Genomic DNA, 17,114 nt, shown 5'->3' with positions numbered 1-17,114 from the left:
GGAAAAATGACCAAGTCAGAATTGATAGAAAGACTTGCCAGCCAGCAATCCCACATTCCTGCGAAAGCGGTTGAAGATGCTGTTAAAGAAATGCTGGAGCATATGGCCTCAACGCTTGCTCAAGGTGAGCGCATTGAAATCCGCGGTTTCGGCAGCTTCTCTTTGCATTACCGAGCACCTCGCACCGGGCGTAACCCGAAAACTGGCGACAAAGTCGAGCTGGAAGGCAAGTACGTTCCGCACTTTAAGCCCGGGAAAGAATTACGCGACCGCGCCAATATTTACGAAGAGTAAGTTGCGCTGAACGGCGTTAACGTACTCCGAAGATAAAAAAAGCACCTGAGGGTGCTTTTTTTATGCCCGTAACCCGACCCTCCTCGCAAACGTCAATCTGCTTTAGCGCAACGCCCCGATATCTTTGGAAGCCGGAACCCAAGCCGCCGCGTTGCTGGATGACGGCCTGCCAGTCCGACGCGATACTTTCCTGAAACAGGGAGGTTGGCATGCGTTTACCACAGCTTGCTGGTTGTGCGATTGTCGGGATCCTGCCGCTGCTACTGTTAGCGCGACTGCCCGGGCTGTCTACGGTGTGGTGGCTTATGGGGCTGGCGCTTGCCGCGTCGCTATTGCGCTGGCGGCCCCTACACTTCGTGGCGCTGATGCTGCTTTTTTTCCTCTGGGGCGTGCTGAGCGCTCATCAGGTACTCTGGCCGACGCACGCCTTACCCGGCAGCCCCCGGCGGATTGAAATTGAGCTGACGGCGACGGACGAGGGAACCCGCCATCAGGGGAATATCATCCGGGTGGACGGGCGACGGCTATTTCCGGCACCGGGGATCGCGCTTTATGGTCAGGCGCTTCCCGAACCGCCGTGCGCAGGCCAGCGCTGGATGATGACCGTCCATATTCGGCCGGTACACGGCCAGCTTAACGATGGTGGTTTTGACAGCCAGCGTTTTGCCCTGGCGCAATATCGCCCCGTGACCGGGCGCTTCACCTCCGCAGAGCCCCTCGACCTGCGCTGCAGCCGACGTGCGGCCTATCTGCGTACGTTGACCCGTACCCTGGACAGGCTGCCGTGGCGGTCGGTGATATTAGGGTTAGGGATGGGAGAGCGGCTGGTGGTGCCGAAAGAAATCAAGGTCCTGATGCAGGAAACGGGGACCGCTCATCTCATGGCCATCTCCGGTTTGCACATTGCGCTGGGCGCCATACTGGGCGGGCTACTGACTCGCGGGGTACAGTTCTTCTTCCCCTGCCGCTGGATTGTCTGGCAGACTGCCGCTGCTGATTGGCCTGGCCTGCGCGCTGTTTTATGCCTGGCTTACCGGCATGCAGCCACCCGCGCTGCGAACCTGCGTCGCACTCGCCGTCGGCTGCGGGCTGCGATTATCCGGCAGGCGCTGGTCGTCATGGCAGATAGGGATATGCTGCGTGGGCGCCATTCTGTTTGCCGATCCGCTGGCCGTGTTATCCGACAGCCTGTGGCTCTCGGTATTTGCCGTAGCGACGCTCATTTTTTGGTACCAGCTGGCGCCGCTGCCCCGGACCTCTCGGGGCTGGCTGCTGCGCCAGCTACTGGGGTTAAGCCACCTGCAGTTTGGGCTGATGCTGCTGCTGTTGCCGATGCAGATTGTTATCTTTCACGGTATCAGCCTGACCTCGTGGCTGGCGAACCTGGTTGCCGTGCCGCTGGTCACTTTTGCTATCGTCCCGCTGATTCTGGCGGCGATGCTGCTGCATCTCTGCGGGCCTGAGGCGGTGGAGATGGCGTTATGGCTATCGGCAGATCGTCTGCTGGCGGCGCTGTTCTGGTTCCTGCGCGCGCTACCGCAGGGCTGGCTGCCGCTGGATTCTCGCTGGACGGGCGTCAGCGCGCTGCCCTGGCTGCTGCTGCTGGTCTGGCGCTTTCACGCCTGGCGCTCGCTTCCGGCGCTGTGCCTTTGCAGTATGGTGCTGCTGAGCTGGCCCTTCTGGCGACCGGTGGCGAAGGCGGAGTGGCGGGTAACGATGCTGGACGTCGGGCAGGGGCTGGCGATGGTCATCGAACGGCAGGGGGCGGCGATCCTCTATGATACCGGTCTGGCCTGGCCCGAGGGCGACAGCGGCCAGCTCGATTATCATTCCCTGGCTACGCTGGCATCATCTGCGGGTGGAAGGGATTATTTTGAGCCATGAGCATCTTGACCACCGCGGCGGCCTGAATTCGATACGCAAAGTCTGGCCCGCGGCCTGGATACGCAGCCCTCTGGGATGGGCGGGGCATCAGGCATGCCGCAGAGGAGAGCGCTGGCAGTGGCGTGGCTTAACCTTTCGCGCGCTTTGGCCGCTGCCGGGGGCGACGGCGATCGGCAATAATCGCTCCTGCGTGGTGCGCATCGATGACGGCCAGCGCAGCATTTTGCTCACCGGCGATATCGAAGCGGTAGCAGAGCAGGCAATGCTGAGCCGCTACTGGCAGCATCTGGCGTCCACGCTTATCCAGGTTCCACATCATGGCAGCAATACCTCTTCGACCGTTGCGCTGCTGCAGCGCACCGGCGGCGAGGCGGCGCTGGCGTCGGTATCCCGCTATAATGCATGGCGTATGCCCTCGGATAAGGTGATCCAGCGCTACCGACAGCAGGGTTACCGCTGGTTCGACACGCCCCATCAGGGGCAAATTACGGCTATTTTTTCCGCAGACGGCTGGCAAATCCTTAGCTTACGAGATCAACTTTTACCTCGTTGGTACCATCAGTGGTTTGGCGAGACCGAGGATAACGGGTAGAATATGCGGCTATTTCAACATAAGCTGGTTTACTGAATGCAGAATGATAAAGATCTCTCCACGTGGCAGACCTTCCGCCGCCTCTGGCCGCTTATTGCGCCATTTAAAACCGGACTGATCGTCGCGGCAGTTGCGTTAGTCTTTAACGCCGCTAGTGATACCTTCATGCTATCGCTTCTTAAACCGTTACTGGATGATGGTTTTGGTAAAACGGATCGCTCAGTGCTGCTATGGATGCCGCTGGTGGTGATTGGGCTGATGCTGCTGCGCGGCGTCACTAGCTATATTTCGAGCTACTGTATCTCGTGGGTTTCCGGCAAGGTGGTGATGACCATGCGACGCCGTTTATTCAGCCACATGATGGGGATGCCGGTCTCCTTCTTCGATAAGCAGTCCACCGGGACGCTGCTGTCGCGTATTACCTATGATTCCGAACAGGTTGCGTCGTCCTCATCCAGCGCGCTGATTACCGTTGTGCGCGAAGGCGCGTCGATCATCGGCCTGTTTATCATGATGTTCTACTACAGCTGGCAGTCTGTCGCTGATTCTGATCGTGCTGGCGCCGATCGTCTCCGTGGCGATCCGCGTGGTATCGAAGCGTTTTCGTAATATCAGCAAGAATATGCAGAACACCATGGGCCAGGTGACCACCAGCGCGGAACAGATGCTCAAAGGGCATAAAGAGGTGCTGATGTTTGGCGGCCAGGCCGTGGAAACCAAGCGTTTCGATAAAGTCAGCAACAAAATGCGTCTGCAGGGGATGAAAATGGTCTCCGCATCGTCGATTTCTGACCCTATCATTCAGCTGATCGCCTCCCTGGCGCTGGCGTTTGTGCTGTACGCCGCCAGCTTCCCAAGCGTCATGGAAACGCTGACCGCCGGTACGATTACCGTGGTCTTCTCCTCTATGATCGCCCTGATGCGTCCGCTGAAGTCGCTCACCAACGTCAACGCGCAGTTCCAGCGCGGGATGGCCGCCTGCCAGACGCTGTTTGCTATTCTTGATTCCGGGCAGGAAAAAGACGAAGGCACGCTGGTCATCGAGCGCGCGAAGGGGAGCCTTGAGTTCAAGAACGTCACCTTTACCTACCCTGGCCGTGAAACGCCGGCGCTGCGTGATATCAGCCTGAATATTCCGCAAGGTAAAACCGTTGCTCTGGTGGGTCGTTCGGGATCGGGTAAATCGACAATCGCGAGCCTGATCACGCGCTTTTATGATATCGATGAAGGCCAGATTCTGCTCGACGGTCACGATCTGCGGGAGTACACCCTGGCCTCGCTGCGCGATCAGGTCGCCCTCGTTTCGCAAAACGTGCACCTGTTCAACGATACCGTAGCCAACAACATTGCCTACGCGCGCAACGAAGAGTACAGCCGTCAGCAGATCGAAGAGGCGGCGCGGATGGCCTACGCCATGGACTTTATCAGCAAAATGGATAACGGCCTCGATACCGTCATCGGTGAGAACGGCGTGCTGCTTTCCGGCGGTCAGCGTCAGCGTATCGCCATCGCGCGCGCGCTGCTGCGTAACAGCCCGATTCTGATCCTCGATGAGGCAACGTCGGCGCTGGATACCGAATCTGAACGCGCCATCCAGGCGGCGCTGGACGAGCTGCAGAAAAACCGCACCTCGCTGGTTATCGCCCACCGTCTGTCGACCATTGAGCAGGCGGATGAAATCGTGGTTGTTGAAGACGGACGCATCGTTGAACGCGGCAGCCACGCTGACCTGCTGGAACATCGCGGCGTCTACGCTCAGCTGCATAAAATGCAATTTGGCCAATGATCGCGCGCATCTGGTCCGGTGAGTCGCCTTTATGGCGGCTGCTGCTTCCGCTCTCCTGGCTTTACGGCCTGGTGAGCGGCCTGATTCGGCTCAGCTATCGGCTGGGGCTGAACAAGGCCTGGCGGGCGCCGGTCCCGGTGGTGGTGGTCGGAAATCTTACCGCCGGCGGTAACGGCAAGACGCCGGTTGTCATCTGGCTGGTGGAGCAGCTGCAGCAGCGCGGGATCCGCGTTGGCGTGGTTTCCCGCGGCTACGGCGGCAAGGCGGCGAGCTATCCGCTGGTGCTCAACAGCTCCACCGCCACCGCGGAAGCCGGCGACGAGCCGGTGCTGATTTACCAACGCACCGGCGCGCCGGTGGCGGTCTCCCCCCGACGCAGCGATGCGGTGAAGGCGCTGCTGGCCGCCCACGACCTGCAGCTTATCGTCACCGACGATGGCCTGCAGCACTACGCGCTGGCGCGCGATAAAGAAATTGTGGTGATTGACGGCGTACGCCGCTTTGGCAACGGCTGGTGGCTGCCGGCCGGGCCGATGCGCGAACGCGCCTCACGCCTGCGCAGCGTCGACGCCATCATCGTTAACGGCGGCGTCGCGCGGCCGGGAGAGATAGCCATGCAGCTGCGTCCCGGGCAGGCGGTAAATCTGCTAAACGGCGAACGGCGTGACGTGGCGAGCTTTAATAACGTCGTGGCGATGGCCGGGATCGGCCATCCGCCGCGCTTTTTTGCCACTCTCGAAAGCTGCGGCTTGCGGCCGGTAAAAACCGTGGCGCTGGCCGATCATCAGGCCCTCACCCGGGCCGACGTTGCCGCGCTGGTGAGTGCCGGGCAGACGCTGCTGATGACCGAGAAAGACGCGGTGAAATGTCGGGCGTTTGCCGAAGCCGGCTGGTGGTATCTGCCCGTCGACGCCATAATGACGGATGAACGCGCACAGCGGCTGCTTACGGATCTGGTGACGCTGGCGCAACGTTAGTTTTCGCCACGCCAGCCTTCGGTGCCGCTGTATTGGGATCCTTAACGGAGAACCTGCATGTCGGTACTATCGCTTTCGCTTAAAGAAGCCCGCCATCTTCACCTCGCGGCGCAGGGCCTGCTGAAAAAGCCCCGCCGCCGCGCCCGCTCGGCCGATATTCTGCAGGCTATCCGCCAGATGTCGCTGCTGCAAATTGATACCATCAACGTTGTCGCCCGCAGCCCTTACCTGGTGCTTTTCAGCCGCCTCGGCGGCTATCCGCAAAGCTGGCTGGATGAGGCGCTGCGCGTGGGGGAACTCATGGAGTATTGGGCCCATGAGGCCTGCTTTTTACCGCGCAGCGATTTCTCGCTGGTGCGCCACCGCATGCTGACGCCGGATAATATGGGCTGGAAATATCATCAAGGGTGGATGACGGAGCATGCGGATGATATTCAGTCTGCTGCTGGAGCACATCGCGCAAAATGGCCCGGTACGCTCGGCTGATTTTAGCCATCCGCGTAAGGGTGCCAGCGGCTGGTGGGAGTGGAAGCCGCACAAGCGTCATCTGGAGGGGCTGTTTACCGCCGGTAAAGTGATGGTCGTGGAACGGCGCAACTTTCAGCGGGTGTATGACCTGACGCAGCGGGTGATGCCGCACTGGGATGATGAGCGCGATGCGCTGTCGCAGGCGCAGGCTGAAGAGCTGATGCTGCGCAATAGCGCCCGCAGCCTGGGTATTTTTCGCCCGCAGTGGCTGGCCGACTATTACCGCCTGCGGCAACCGGCGCTCGCCGGCCTGCTGGCCAGCTGGCAGGAAGAGGGGCTGGTGACGGCGGTGAACGTCGAGGAACTGGGTGATATGTGGCTGCACCGGGAGGCCCTGCAGCAGCTGGAAGCGGCGCCGGGCGGTAAGCTTGCGGCGAGCCATAGCGCGGTGCTGTCGCCGTTTGACCCTGTGGTCTGGGACCGCAAGCGCGCCGAGCAGCTGTTTAATTTTAGCTATCGCCTCGAGTGCTATACGCCGGCGCCAAAGCGCCAGTATGGCTATTTTGTGCTGCCGCTGCTGCATCAGGGCAGGCTGGTGGGGCGAATGGACAGCAAAATGCATCGCAAAACCGGGGTGCTGGAAATTTTCTCGCTATGGCTGGAGGAGGGCGTCAAGGTGACCTCCGGTCTGGAGAGCGGCCTGCAGCGGGCCATTAACGATTTTGCCCGCTGGCAGGAGGCCGAGCGGGTGAGCTTCGGCCTCCTGCCGGAGGCGCTCTTTGCCGACCGCCGACAGGGCTGGCAGCTCGGCGCTATCTGAGCGTCCGATATCCGCCCGCTTGCGTCGCCAAACGCGGCACGTCGGCGGGTTTTCACCTCCCTGGCCGCGAGCGCAAACGGATCCCGGTGTCAGGTATCCTGTGCTATGCTGCTGCGGAATCTATTCGGTCCATCAGGAGGAAACATGGATCACCGTTTACTTGAAATTATCGCCTGTCCTGTTTGTAACGGTAAGCTGTATTACAGCCAGGATAAGCAAGAGCTGGTCTGCAAAATTGACAGCCTGGCTTTTCCTCTGCGCGACGGAATTCCCGTATTGCTGGAAACCGAAGCCCGCTCGCTAGCCGTTGGAGAGAGCCACTCATGAGTTTTGTGGTCATCATTCCTGCGCGCTTTGCCTCTACGCGTTTGCCCGGCAAGCCGCTGCAGGATATCAACGGCAAACCGATGATCGTCCACGTGCTTGAGCGCGCGCGCGAGTCCGGGGCCGAACGTATTATCGTCGCCACCGACCATCAGGAGGTGGCGCGCGCGGTTGAAGCCGCCGGCGGCGAAGTGTGCATGACGCGCGCTGACCATCAATCCGGTACCGAACGCCTGGCGGAAGTTGTCGAAAAGTGCGCCTTCAGCGATGAGACGATTATCGTCAATATTCAGGGCGACGAGCCGATGATCCCGCCGGCGATCGTGCGTCAGGTGGCCGAGAATCTGGCCTCCAGCACCGGCGGGATGGCGACGCTGGCGGTGCCGATCCACGACGCCGAAGAGGCGTTTAATCCGAATGCGGTGAAGGTGGTGATGGATGCCGAAGGCTACGCCCTCTACTTCTCCCGCGCCACGATTCCCTGGGATCGCGATCGCTTTGCGCACTCCCGCGACGCCATCGGCGATTCGCTGCTGCGCCATATCGGCATCTACGGCTATCGCGCCGGCTTTATTCGCCGCTATGTCGAGCTGGGCGCCGAGCCCGCTGGAGCAGATCGAAATGCTCGAGCAGCTGCGCGTGCTGTGGTACGGCGAAAAAATCCATGTCGCGGTGGCTGAGGTTGTCCCGGGCACCGGCGTCGATACGCCGGAAGATCTGGAGCGCGTTCGCGCCGAGCTGCGTTAACTCCCCCGATCCCCTCCATCAGGAGGGGATATCCTCAGGCTATTTTTCCATACTTTTTGCCGTAATTTTTGATCTCACCCGATGACAACCTCGCGACCGGCGCTCATGATGAAGCCAGTAGTATTCATGAGGGTAATTCAAATGGAACAGTTGCGAACCGAGCTGAGCCACCTGCTGGGGGAGAAGCTCAGCCGGGTAGAGTGCGTTAGCGAGAAGCCCTTGACGGCGCTGTGGGCGCTCTACGATGCGCAGGGAAATCCGCTGCCGTTGCTGGCGAGAAGCTTCACCACGCCCGGCATCGCGCGCCAGCTGGCGTGGAAGATATCGACGCTGGCCCGCAGCGGCTCCGTGCGTATGCCGGTGGTGTACGGCGTTATGACGCATGAAGAGCATCCCGGGCCGGATGTCCTGCTGATCGAGCGGCTGCGCGGCGTCTCCGTCGAAGCCCCGACCCGCACCCCGCAGCGCTGGGAGCAGCTGCAGGAGCAGATCGTCGAAGCGCTGCTGTCGTGGCACCGACAGGATAGCGGCGGCTGCGTCGGGGTAGTTGATAGTACGCAGGAAAACCTGTGGCCAAACTGGTATCGTCAGCGGGTGGAGGTGCTATGGGGAACGCTTAACCTCTATCAGGATACCGGCCTGACGATGCAGGACAAGCGGATCCTCTTCCGTTCGCGAGAGTGCCTTGGCGAATTATTTAAAAGTTTCAACGACAACTGTGTACTGGTGCACGGCAGCTTCACGCTGCGCAGCATGCTGAAGGACGCGCGTAGCGACCAGCTGCTGGCCATGGTGGGGCCGGGGATGATGCTGTGGGCGCCGCGTGAATATGAGCTTTTCCGCCTCTGCGACGGCGGGCAGGCGGAGCAGCTGCTGTGGCACTATCTGCACCGCGCGCCGGTAGCGGAATCCTTCCTCTGGCGGCGCTGGCTCTATCTGCTGTGGGACGAGGTCGACAGCCTGGTCAATACCGGGCGCTTCGATCGCGCCCGCTTTGATTTAGCCGCCAAATCACTCCTGCCCTGGCTCGCCTGACGCGCCTTTTAGCCACTGCCAGATGCGCCCGAGGGTTTCATAGCCGACGCGATCGCTGTGCATCAGCCAGAAGGGGGACGGGATCGCGCGCTCCCACGGATTTAACGGCGATTCGATCGCCAGCTGGTTGGCCGGCGCCGGTAGCGGATTGAGTCCGGCGTGGCGGAAGAAGATCATCGCCCGCGGCAGATGCGACGCGGAGGTGACCAGCAGGAAAGGCGCATCGCCGATCGTTTGCTTCACCGCCGCGGCTTCCTCTTCGGTATCTTTTGGGCTATCGAGAACGATAATCTCGCTGCGCGGTACGCCAAGGCTTTGCGCCACGCGGGCGCCGGCCTCCGCCGTGCTGACCGGGTTGGTTTTCGCCGCAGCGCCGGTAAAGATCATCTTCGATCCCGGGTTTTCCTGCCACAGGCGGATCCCTTCGGCCAGCCGCGGCAGGCTGTTGTTAATCAGGTTCGAACTGGGGGCCCACGCCGGATTCCACGTATATCCGCCGCCGAGCACCACCACGTACTGAACGCGCTCTGCGCCGCGCCATGTCGGATAGGTCTCTTCTATCGGTTTAAGTAAACCGTCGGCCACCGGCTGCAGGCTGAGCAGGGCCAGCAGCAGCCAGCCGATGCTGACGCAGGCCTTGCCGGTTTTTTGCCAACGGCTAAACCACAGCAGCGCGATGCCGAAAGCGATCAGCATCAGCAGCAGGGGAAGGGGCAGCATCATGCCGCCCAGATACTTTTTCAGCGTAAAAAGCATGCCAGATGGGTCCTTTTTAACCATATAACCAAACTTATGCCCCGATCTTATAACAGATCGCTTCACTCTCAGCGCGGGTATGACAAAATAGCGGCTTTGTGTTGGTTTGTGGAGTCGCCCGTGCAGGATCGCAATTTCGATGACATTGCCGAAAAGTTTTCGCGCAATATATACGGCACCACCAAGGGCGAACTGCGTCAGGCCATCCTCTGGCAGGATCTGCAGCCGCTGCTGGAGCGGCTGGGCCCAGGGCCGCTGCGCGTTCTCGACGCCGGCGGCGGCGAGGGGCAAACGGCAATAAAGGTCGCGCAGATGGGTCATCACGTCACGCTGTGCGATCTTTCTGCCGGGATGGTGGCTCGCGCCCGGCAGGCGGCTGTCGATAAAGGTGTGATCGACAACATGCATTTTGTACAATGCGCGGCTCAGGATATTGCGCAGCATTTGGAAAGCCCGGTCGATCTGGTACTGTTTCATGCGGTGCTGGAGTGGGTGGCCGAGCCTCAAGAGATGCTGCGGGCTCTGTGGTCGGTGCTGCGTCCCGGCGGCGGGCTGTCGCTAATGTTCTACAATGCTAACGGTCTGCTGATGCACAACATGGTTGTCGGAAACTTCGATTACGTGCAGATTGGGATGCCAAAAAAGAAAAAACGCACGCTATCGCCGGACTATCCGCGCTCCCCGGAGCAGGTGTACGGCTGGCTGGAAGAGCAGGGTTGGCAAATTACCGGCAAAACCGGCGTGCGGGTGTTTCATGACTATCTGCGTGAAAAACGCAGACAGCGCGACAATTTTGCGGCGCTGCTGGAGCTGGAGACGCGCTACTGTCGCCAGGAGCCGTATATCAGCCTGGGTCGCTATATTCACGTCACCGCGATTAAGAACCAGGCTCAGAGCTGCCGATGCAAGGATAAAGTATGAGTGAATTTTCCCAGACAGTCCCCGAACTGGTTGCCTGGGCCAGAAAAAATGATTTTTCTATTTCGCTGCCGGTCGACAGACTCTCTTTTCTGCTGGCGGTTGCCACGCTGAACGGCGAGCGGCTTGAAGGGGAAATGACCGAGGGAGAACTGGTGGACGCGTTCCGCCACGTCAGTGATGCGTTTGAGCAGACCAGCGAAACCATCAGCCAGCGCGCTAATAACGCGATTAACGATATGGTGCGCCAGCGTCTGCTGAACCGCTTTACCAGCGAACTCACGGAAGGCAATGCCATTTATCGCCTGACGCCGTTAGGTATTGGGATTACCGACTACTATATTCGCCAGCGCGAGTTCTCCACCCTGCGCCTGTCGATGCAGCTATCGATCGTCGCCAGCGAGCTCAAGCGCGCCGCCGACTCTGCGGAAGAGGGCGGGGATGAGTTTCACTGGCATCGTAACGTCTTTGCGCCGCTGAAATATTCGGTGGCGGAAATTTTTGACAGCATCGATCTGACCCAGAGAATCATGGATGAACAGCAGCAGCTGGTGAAGGACGACATCGCCCAGCTGCTGAACAAAGACTGGCGGGCGGCGATCTCCAGCTGCGAGCTGCTGCTTTCGGAAACCTCCGGGACTTTGCGCGAACTGCAGGATACGCTGGACGCGGCGGGCGATAAGCTGCAGGCTAACCTGCTGCGGATCCAGGACGCGACTATCACGCGGGACGACCTGCATTTCGTCGATCGCCTGGTGTTCGATCTGCAAAGCAAGCTCGACCGCATCGTGAGCTGGGGCCAGCAGGCCATCGACCTGTGGATCGGCTACGACCGCCACGTGCATAAATTTATCCGTACCGCCATTGATATGGATAAAAACCGCGTATTTGCCCAGCGCCTGCGCCAGTCGGTGCAGACCTACTTCGATGCGCCCTGGGCCTTGACTCACGCCAGCGCCGATCGCCTGCTCGATATGCGCGATGAAGAGATGGCGCTGCTCGATGAAGAGGTCACCGGGGAGCTCCCTGAGGATCTGGAATACGAAGAGTTTAATGAAATTCGTGAACAGCTGGCGGCCCTCATTGAAGCGCAGCTGGTTATTTATAAAGACAAAGGGCTGCCGCTGGATCTAGGCCTGGTCGTGCGCGAGTATCTGGCGCAGTATCCGCGCGCGCGGCACTTCGACGTGGCGAGAATCGTCGTCGATCAGGCGGTACGCCTGGGCGTAGCGCAAGCTGATTTCACCGGACTGCCGGCACAATGGCAGCCGATTAATGATTACGGAGCCAAGGTACAGGCGCATGTCATCGACAAATATTGAACAAGTGATGCCGGTTAAGCTGGCGCAGGCGTTGGGCAATCCGTTATTTCCGGCGCTGGATAGCGCCCTGCGTGCGGGCCGCCATATCGGCCTGGACGAACTGGATAATCACGCATTTTTGATGGATTTTCAGGATTACCTGGAAGAGTTTTACGCTCGCTATAACGTTGAGCTGATTCGCGCGCCGGAGGGGTTCTTCTACCTGCGCCCGCGCTCCACCACGCTGATTCCGCGCTCGGTGCTGTCAGAGCTGGATATGATGGTCGGCAAAATTCTTTGCTACCTCTACCTTAGCCCGGAGCGTCTGGCGAATGAGGGGATCTTCACCCAGCAGGAGGCTCTACGACGAGCTGCTGACCCTGGCGGACGAAGCCAAACTGCTGAAGCTGGTGAATAACCGCTCCACCGGTTCGGACCTCGACAGGCAGAAGCTGCAGGAAAAGATGCGCGCGTCGCTTAACCGCCTGCGCCGTCTCGGCATGGTGTGGTTTATGGGCCATGACAGCAGCAAATTCCGCATTACCGAATCGGTGTTCCGCTTCGGCGCCGACGTCCGCGCCGGCGACGATCCGCGCGAGGCGCAGAAGCGCCTGATCCGCGACGGCGAAGCGATGGCGCTGGAGAATCACCTGCAGCTCAATGATGAGAATGAAGAGAATCAGCCGGATAGCGGGGAGGAAGAGTAATGATTGAACGCGGTAAATTTCGCTCGCTAACGCTGGTTAACTGGAACGGCTTTTTTGCCCGTACTTTTGATCTGGATGAACTGGTTACCACGCTGTCAGGGGGCAACGGCGCCGGGAAATCAACCACCATGGCGGCCTTCGTCACGGCCCTGATCCCGGACCTGACCCTGCTGCACTTCCGTAACACCACCGAAGCGGGCGCCACCAGCGGCTCGCGCGATAAGGGCCTGCACGGCAAGCTGCGCGCCGGGGTGTGTTATTCGGTGCTGGACGTGATTAACTCCCACCACCAGCGCGTGGTGGTGGGCGTACGCCTGCAGCAGATTGCCGGTCGCGACCGCAAAGTCGATATCAAGCCGTTTGCCATTCAGGGCCTGCCGACCGCTATTCAGCCGACGCAGCTGCTAACGGAAACCCTTAACGAGCGTCAGGCGCGCGTCCTGAGCCTCAACGAGCTGAAAGATAAACTTGAAGAGATAGAAGGGGTGCAGTTCAGGCAGTTCAACTCGATCACCGACTACCACTCGCTGATGTTCGACCTGGGCGTGGTCGCCCGCCGTCTGCGCTCGGCCTCTGACCGCAGTAAATACTATCGTCTGATCGAAGCCTCGCTGTACGGCGGGATCTCCAACACCATTACCCGCTCGCTGCGCGACTACCTGCTGCCGGAAAACAGCGGCGTGCGCAAGGCGTTCCAGGATATGGAAGCCGCGCTGCGTGAAAACCGCATGACCCTGGAGGCGATTCGTGTCACCCAGTCCGACCGCGATCTGTTTAAGCATCTGATCAGCGAGGCCACCAACTACGTGGCGGCGGACTATATGCGTCACGCCAACGAGCGCCGCGTCCACCTGGATAAAGCGCTGGAGTATCGCCGCGATCTGTTCACCTCCCGCGCGCAGCTGGCGGCCGAGCAGTATAAGCACGTCGATATGGCCCGCGAACTGCAGGAGCATAGCGGCGCGGAAGGCGATCTTGAAGCCGACTATCAGGCCGCCAGCGATCATCTGAACCTGGTGCAAACCGCGCTTCGCCAACAGGAAAAAATCGAGCGCTACGAAGCGGATCTCGATGAGCTGCAGATCCGTCTTGAAGAGCAGAACGAAGTGGTGGCGGAAGCGACCGACCTGCAGGAAGAGAACGAGGCCCGCGCCGAGGCGGCCGAGCTGGAAGTGGATGAGCTGAAAAGCCAGCTTGCCGACTACCAGCAGGCACTGGACGTGCAACAGACCCGCGCGATTCAGTACAACCAGGCGCTACAGGCGCTGGAGCGCGCGAAGGCGCTGTGCCATCTGCCGGATCTGACTGCGGATAGCGCCGGCGAGTGGCTGGAAACGTTCCAGGCGAAGGAGCAGGAAGCGACGGAGAAAATGCTGTCGCTGGAACAAAAAATGAGCGTGGCGCAAACCGCGCACGGTCAGTTCGAGCAGGCTTTCCAGCTGGTGGCGGCCATCAACGGCCCGCTGGCGCGTGATGAAGCCTGGAGCGTGGCGCGCGAGCTGCTGCGCGACGGCGTTAACCAGCGCCACCACGCCGAGCAGGCTCCGGGGCTGCGCAGCCGCCTGAACGAGCTGGAGCAGCGCCTGCGCGAGCAGCAGGAGGCTGAACGCCAGCTGAACGAATTCTGCAAGCGCCAGGGCAAGCGTTACGATATTGACCGCCTGGAAACGCTGCACGAGGAGCTGGAGGCGCGGATCGCCTCCTTGTCGGACAGCGTCTCCTCCGCCGGCGAACAGCGAATGACGCTGCGTCAGGAGCTGGAGCAGCTGCAGTCCCGCACCCAGACGCTGCTGCGTCGGGCGCCAATCTGGCTGGCGGCGCAGAACAGCCTCAGCCAGCTCTGCGAGCAGAGCGGCGAGCAGTTTGAATCAAGCCAGGACGTCACCGAATATCTCCAGCAGCTGCTGGAGCGCGAACGCGAGGCGATCGTTGAGCGCGACGAAGTCGGCGCGCGCAAGCGGGCCATCGATGACGAGATTGAGCGTCTTAGCCAGCCGGGCGGCTCGGAAGATCCGCGGCTGAATGCCCTGGCGGAGCGTTTTGGCGGCGTGCTGTTGTCGGAAATTTATGACGACGTCAGCCTTGACGATGCGCCGTACTTCTCCGCGCTGTACGGCCCGTCGCGCCACGCCATCGTGGTTCCCGACCTGTCGCAGCTCACCGGGCAGCTTGAAGGGCTGGAAGATTGCCCGGAAGATCTCTACCTGATCGAAGGCGATCCGCAGTCGTTCGATGACAGCGTATTTAGCGTTGACGAGCTGGAAAAAGCGGTGGTCGTCAAGGTTGCCGATCGGCAGTGGCGCTACTCGCGCTTCCCGACGCTGCCGCTGTTTGGCCGCGCCGCCCGCGAAAGCCGTATTGAAAGCCTGCACGCCGAGCGGGAGGATCTCTCCGAGCGTTTCGCCACCCTGTCGTTCGACGTGCAGAAGACCCAGCGTCAGCACCAGGCCTTCAGCCGCTTTATCGGTAGCCACCTGGCGGTGGCCTTTGAGGACGATCCGGAAGAAGAGATCCGTAAGCTGAACGGCCGCCGCGGCGAGCTGGAGCGGGCGCTTAACGCCCATGAGAGCGACAACCAGCAGAACCGGGCGCAGTACGAGCAGGCGAAAGAGGGCGTTTCCGCGCTTAACCGCCTGCTGCCGCGCCTTAGCCTGTTGGCGGACGATACGCTGGCCGATCGCGTTGACGAGATTCAGGAGCGCCTCGACGAAGCCGAGGAAGCGGCCCGCTTTATCCAGCAGCACGGCGGCCAGCTGGCGAAGCTGGAACCGATGCTCTCGGTGCTGCAGAGCGATCCGCAGCAGTTCGAACAGCTGAAAGAAGATTACGCTTACTCGCAGCAAACCCAGCGTGAAGCGCGCCAGCAGGCGTTTGCGCTCAGCGAAGTGGTGCAGCGTCGCGCCCACTTTAGCTACTCTGACTCCGCAGAGATGCTCAGCGGCAACAGCGATCTCAACGAAAAACTGCGCCAGCGTCTGGAGCAGGCGGAGAGCGAACGCAGCCGGGCCCGCGACGCCATGCGTACGCATACCGCGCAGCTGAACCAGTACAACCAGGTTCTGGCCTCGCTGAAGAGCTCGTATGACACCAAAAAAGAGCTGCTGGGCGATCTGTATAAAGAGCTGCAGGATATCGGCGTGCGCGCCGATAGCGGGGCGGAAGAGCGCGCCCGCGTGCGTCGTGATGAGCTGCATACGCGGCTGAGCAATAACCGCTCGCGGCGCAATCAACTGGAAAAAGCCCTGACCTTCTGCGAAGCGGAGATGGACAACCTGACGCGTAAGCTGCGCAAGCTTGAGCGCGACTACTGCGAGATGCGCGAGCAGGTGGTCAGCGCCAAAGCCGGCTGGTGCGCGGTGATGCGGCTGGTGAAAGACAACGGCGTTGAGCGCCGCCTGCACCGCCGCGAGCTGGCCTATCTCTCGGCCGATGAGCTGCGCTCGATGTCGGATAAAGCGCTCGGCGCGCTACGCCTGGCGGTCTCCGATAACGAACACCTGCGCGACGTGCTGCGCATCTCTGAGGATCCGAAGCGCCCTGAGCGCAAAATTCAGTTCTTCGTCGCCGTCTACCAGCATCTGCGCGAGCGTATCCGTCAGGATATTATCCGCACCGACGATCCGGTCGAGGCGATTGAGCAGATGGAGATCGAGCTCAGCCGTCTGACCGAAGAACTGACCAACCGCGAGCAGAAGCTGGCGATCAGCTCCCGCAGCGTGGCCAATATCATCCGCAAGACCATCCAGCGCGAGCAGAACCGTATCCGCATGCTCAACCAGGGTCTGCAGAGCGTCTCCTTTGGTCAGGTCAACAGCGTGCGTCTGAACGTCAACGTGCGGGAGACCCACTCGACGCTGCTTGACGTGCTGTCTGAACAGCACGAGCAGCATCAGGATCTGTTCAACAGCAATCGCCTGACCTTCTCGGAAGCGCTGGCGAAGCTCTATCAGCGCCTCAATCCGCAGATTGATATGGGCCAGCGTACCCCGCAAACCATCGGCGAAGAGCTGCTGGACTACCGCAACTATCTGGAGATGGAAGTGGAAGTTAACCGCGGCTCCGACGGCTGGCTGCGCGCGGAGTCCGGCGCGCTGTCTACCGGGGAAGCGATCGGGACCGGGATGTCGATTCTGGTGATGGTCGTGCAGAGCTGGGAAGACGAGTCCCGCCGCCTGCGCGGTAAAGACCTGTCGCCGTGTCGTCTGCTGTTCCTCGACGAAGCGGCGCGTCTGGATGCCCGCTCTATCGCCACCCTGTTTGAACTGTGCGAACGTCTGGAAATGCAGTTGATTATCGCCGCCCCGGAAAATATCAGCCCGGAAAAAGGTACCACCTATAAGCTGGTGCGTAAGGTGTTCAATAACCATGAACACGTGCACGTGGTTGGCCTGCGCGGCTTTGCGGCCCAGCTGCCGGCTACGCTGCCGGGCACGGCTGACGCCTCTTAGCGGCGGTTAAATTAGCGAATAAAAGGGCAACAATGTGTTGCCCTTTTTGTTATCTAA

8 protein-coding genes and 5 pseudogenes are annotated in these 17,114 nt (G+C 60.6%); 12 read left to right on the top strand and 1 reads right to left on the bottom strand.

Features of this window, described 5'->3' with window-relative positions:
• The first annotated feature begins 6 nt into the window (after positions 1–6).
• The 8 genes and pseudogenes from ihfB (at position 7) to ABOC21_RS16185 (ending at position 8,927) form a co-directional block, all read left to right on the top strand.
• Complete coding sequence (gene ihfB / locus ABOC21_RS16220) at positions 7–294, top strand: integration host factor subunit beta (RefSeq protein WP_004100704.1); 288 nt, start codon at positions 7–9, stop codon at positions 292–294.
• A 209-nt stretch (positions 295–503) separates the two neighbouring features.
• Positions 504–2,770: pseudogene (locus tag ABOC21_RS16215) on the top strand (ComEC family protein).
• 36 nt (positions 2,771–2,806) lie between these two features.
• Positions 2,807–4,556: pseudogene (gene msbA / locus ABOC21_RS16210) on the top strand (lipid A ABC transporter ATP-binding protein/permease MsbA).
• Positions 4,553–5,533 (top strand): tetraacyldisaccharide 4'-kinase, encoded by a 981-nt coding sequence (gene lpxK, locus ABOC21_RS16205; protein WP_426815282.1) that lies wholly within the window; start codon positions 4,553–4,555, stop codon positions 5,531–5,533. Before msbA ends, lpxK begins: the two are co-directional and overlap by 4 nt.
• Before the next feature lie 57 nt (positions 5,534–5,590).
• Positions 5,591–6,821, top strand: a pseudogene (locus ABOC21_RS16200) (winged helix-turn-helix domain-containing protein).
• A 144-nt stretch (positions 6,822–6,965) separates the two neighbouring features.
• Positions 6,966–7,148 carry a protein YcaR gene (ycaR, locus tag ABOC21_RS16195; protein ID WP_426815281.1) on the top strand — a complete coding sequence of 61 codons (183 nt, stop codon included), beginning with the start codon at positions 6,966–6,968 and terminating at the stop codon, positions 7,146–7,148.
• Positions 7,145–7,892, top strand: a pseudogene (gene kdsB, locus ABOC21_RS16190) (3-deoxy-manno-octulosonate cytidylyltransferase). Before ycaR ends, kdsB begins: the two are co-directional and overlap by 4 nt.
• 141 nt (positions 7,893–8,033) lie before the next feature.
• Positions 8,034–8,927, top strand: a complete 894-nt coding sequence (locus tag ABOC21_RS16185; protein WP_426815280.1) for a YcbJ family phosphotransferase — start codon at positions 8,034–8,036, stop codon at positions 8,925–8,927.
• On the opposite strand, the gene elyC is transcribed toward ABOC21_RS16185, so the two are convergent.
• Positions 8,904–9,683: an envelope biogenesis factor ElyC gene (gene elyC, locus ABOC21_RS16180; RefSeq protein ID WP_426815279.1), complete on the bottom strand. Its 780-nt coding sequence runs from the start codon at positions 9,681–9,683 to the stop codon at positions 8,904–8,906. The two genes, ABOC21_RS16185 and elyC, sit on opposite strands and share 24 nt — an antisense overlap.
• Positions 9,684–9,803: 120 nt before the next feature.
• On the opposite strand from elyC, the gene cmoM reads away from it, so the two are divergent.
• The 4 genes and pseudogenes from cmoM to mukB all read left to right on the top strand — a co-directional run bounded on the left by cmoM (position 9,804) and on the right by mukB (position 17,057).
• Positions 9,804–10,604 carry a tRNA uridine 5-oxyacetic acid(34) methyltransferase CmoM gene (gene cmoM, locus ABOC21_RS16175; RefSeq protein WP_426815278.1) on the top strand — a complete coding sequence of 267 codons (801 nt, stop codon included), beginning with the start codon at positions 9,804–9,806 and terminating at the stop codon, positions 10,602–10,604.
• Positions 10,601–11,923: a chromosome partition protein MukF gene (mukF, locus tag ABOC21_RS16170; RefSeq protein WP_426815277.1), complete on the top strand. Its 1,323-nt coding sequence runs from the start codon at positions 10,601–10,603 to the stop codon at positions 11,921–11,923. The genes cmoM and mukF overlap by 4 nt, the downstream gene beginning before the upstream one ends.
• A pseudogene (gene mukE / locus ABOC21_RS16165) lies at positions 11,904–12,609 on the top strand (chromosome partition protein MukE). The gene mukF and the pseudogene mukE overlap by 20 nt, the downstream one beginning before the upstream one ends.
• Complete coding sequence (gene mukB, locus ABOC21_RS16160; protein ID WP_426815276.1) at positions 12,609–17,057, top strand: chromosome partition protein MukB; 4,449 nt, start codon at positions 12,609–12,611, stop codon at positions 17,055–17,057. The pseudogene mukE and the gene mukB overlap by 1 nt, the downstream one beginning before the upstream one ends.
• Positions 17,058–17,114: the final 57 nt, after the last annotated feature.

The organism is Klebsiella sp. WOUb02, assembly GCF_050058015.1.
GTDB lineage: Bacteria > Pseudomonadota > Gammaproteobacteria > Enterobacterales > Enterobacteriaceae > Klebsiella.
Note: the sequence above shows the minus strand (reverse complement) of the source record. Positions and strands in the feature narration are given on the sequence as shown.

Bases quoted from the DNA above. Each gene is read 5' to 3' on its own strand.
- ihfB (WP_004100704.1), top strand. From the start codon at position 7: ATGACCAAGTCAGAATTGATAGAAAGACTTGCCAGCCAGCAATCCCAC.
- lpxK (WP_426815282.1), top strand. From the start codon at position 4,553: ATGATCGCGCGCATCTGGTCCGGTGAGTCGCCTTTATGGCGGCTGCTG.
- ABOC21_RS16185 (WP_426815280.1), top strand. From the start codon at position 8,034: ATGGAACAGTTGCGAACCGAGCTGAGCCACCTGCTGGGGGAGAAGCTC.
- mukB (WP_426815276.1), top strand. From the start codon at position 12,609: ATGATTGAACGCGGTAAATTTCGCTCGCTAACGCTGGTTAACTGGAAC.
- mukF (WP_426815277.1), top strand. From the start codon at position 10,601: ATGAGTGAATTTTCCCAGACAGTCCCCGAACTGGTTGCCTGGGCCAGA.
- elyC (WP_426815279.1), bottom strand. From the start codon at position 9,683: ATGCTTTTTACGCTGAAAAAGTATCTGGGCGGCATGATGCTGCCCCTT.
- ycaR (WP_426815281.1), top strand. From the start codon at position 6,966: ATGGATCACCGTTTACTTGAAATTATCGCCTGTCCTGTTTGTAACGGT.